Source organism: Streptomyces sp. NPDC007162, assembly GCF_040634175.1.
Classification (GTDB): Bacteria; Actinomycetota; Actinomycetes; order Streptomycetales; family Streptomycetaceae; genus Streptomyces.
This window is the reverse complement of the sequence record NZ_JBEYFC010000905.1, coordinates 1-2,077: the sequence shown is the minus strand read 5'-3', so window position 1 is coordinate 2,077 and position 2,077 is coordinate 1. Positions and strand designations below refer to the sequence as shown.

The 2,077-nt window shown below is 68.0% G+C and carries 1 protein-coding gene and 1 pseudogene; both read right to left on the bottom strand.

The window, feature by feature from the left end; all coding sequences use genetic code 11:
- A pseudogene (locus tag ABZ646_RS45645) lies at positions 1-434 on the bottom strand (alpha-N-arabinofuranosidase); the annotation flags it as partial.
- A 156-nt stretch (positions 435-590) separates the two neighbouring features.
- Positions 591-2,036, bottom strand: coding sequence for a glyceraldehyde-3-phosphate dehydrogenase (locus ABZ646_RS45640; protein ID WP_360533428.1), 1,446 nt, complete (start codon positions 2,034-2,036; stop codon positions 591-593).
- Between the last annotated feature and the right edge of the window lie 41 nt (positions 2,037-2,077).

Here is a 2,077-nt window from a genome sequence, read left to right as displayed (position 1 = left end):
GTCAGGTACTCCACCCACTCGCTCATCTCGCGGACCGTGCCGGAGCCCACGTTGCCGCTGATGTACGGCTCGGCGCCGAGGAGTTCGCACAGGGCCATGAACTCGTGGGTGCCGAAGTGGTTGTTCTCCTCGACGTTGCCCCAGTGCGTGTTGACCATCCGGGGTCGCTGCTCGCGCGGGCCGATGCCGTCCTGCCAGTGGTACTCGTCGGCGAAACAGCCCCCGGGCCAGCGCAGGTTGGGGATGTCGAGGGCGCGCAGGGCCTCGACGACGTCGAGCCGGATGCCGCCTTCGTTGGGGATGGGGGAGTCCTCGCCCACCCAGAAACCGCCGTAGACGCAGTGGCCGAGGTGCTCGGCGAAGTGGCCGTAGAGATGGCGGCTGATCGTCGGGCCCTCGATGTCGAGGTTGATGATCGCGGTGGCTGTGGACACGGGGCACTCCTGACCGACTGTGCTGTTCGATATATGGAACGACGTCCGCTGGACCGGTTGTATCGATAAAAAGCTGCCATCGAGCGGTGGGCGCGTCAAGGGTGCGGACGGCCCGGCCCCTCTCGTGGAAGGGCCGGGCCGGAAGGGGGAGAGGCGTCAGACCGTCGTCGCCGGGAACGTCGGGTACTCGACGCCGGACACGGACTGGACGACCCGGACCACCTGGCAGGAGTAGCCGAACTCGTTGTCGTACCAGAGGTAGAGGATCGCGTTGTCGCCCTCCACCTTCAGCGCGCCGGCGTCGACGATCGAGGCGTGGCGCGAGCCGATGAAGTCGCTGGAGACCGCGTCCGGGGCGGTGGTGAAGTCGATCTGGCGCTTGAGCGGCGAGGTGAGCGACACCTCGCGGAGGTGGTCGAGGACCTCCTCGCGGGACGCCTCGCGGGCCAGCTGGAGGTTGAGGATGGCGATCGACACGTCCGGCACGGGCACCCGGATGGAGCTGCCGGTGATCCGCGCCTCGAGGTCGGGCAGCGCCTTGGCGACGGCGGAGGCGGCACCCGTCTCGGTGATGACCATGTTGAGCGGCGCGGACCGGCCGCGACGCTCCGACTTGTGGTAGTTGTCCAGCAGGTTCTGGTCGTTGGTGAACGAGTGGACCGTCTCCACGTGTCCGCGCAGCACCCCGTACTCGTCGGCCATCGCCTTCAGCGGCGGCACGATCGCGTTGGTGGTGCAGGACGCGCAGGACAGGATCTGCTCGTCCGGCTTGATGGTGTCGTGGTTGACGCCGTGCACGATGTTGGGGACGTCGCCCTTGCCCGGCGCGGTCAGCACGACCTTCTCGATGCCCGGGCGCAGGTGCTTCGACAGGCCCTCGCGGTCCCGCCACTTGCCCGTGTTGTCGATGAGGATGGCGTCCCGGATGCCGTACTCCGTGTAGTCCACGGCGGACGGGTCGTCGGCGTAGATCACCTTGATCTCGTTGCCGTTGGCGAGGATCGTGCTGCTCTCCTCGTCCACGGTGATCGTGCCCTGGAACTGTCCGTGGATCGAGTCGCGGCGCAGCAGCGAGGCGCGCTTGACGATGTCCTCGGCGCCGCCGCCGCGCACCACGACGGCCCGCAGCCGGAGGCCGTTGCCGGAGCCGGACTTCTCGATGAGCAGCCGGGCGACCAGCCGGCCGATGCGGCCGAAGCCGTACAGGACGACGTCGCGGGGCTCACGCCGGTCGATCTTGTTGGCGCCGGTGGCGCCGGCGACCTCCTGCGCGGTGAACGCCGCCACCGTCAGACCGCGGTCGTCGGCCTTGTAGGTGGCGGCGAGCATGCCGAGGTCGATCTGGGAGGGCCCGAGGTCGAGCGTGGTGAGCGCCTGGAGGAAGGGCATGGTCTCGGTGACCGAGAGCTCGGCGCCGTCGATCTGGCGGGCGAAGCGGTGGGTCTTGAGGATGCTGACCACCGACTTGTTCACCAGGGAGCGGCTGTGGAGCAGGACCGTCACGTCCCGCTCCCGGTGCAGCTTCCCGATGAGCGGGATCATCGACTCCGCGATCTCCTCACGGTTCTTCCAGTTGGTGAACGAGTCCTCGTTGACAGTCACAGACCTGCATCTCTCGATCGAGCTGGGTGGCGCTCATATGG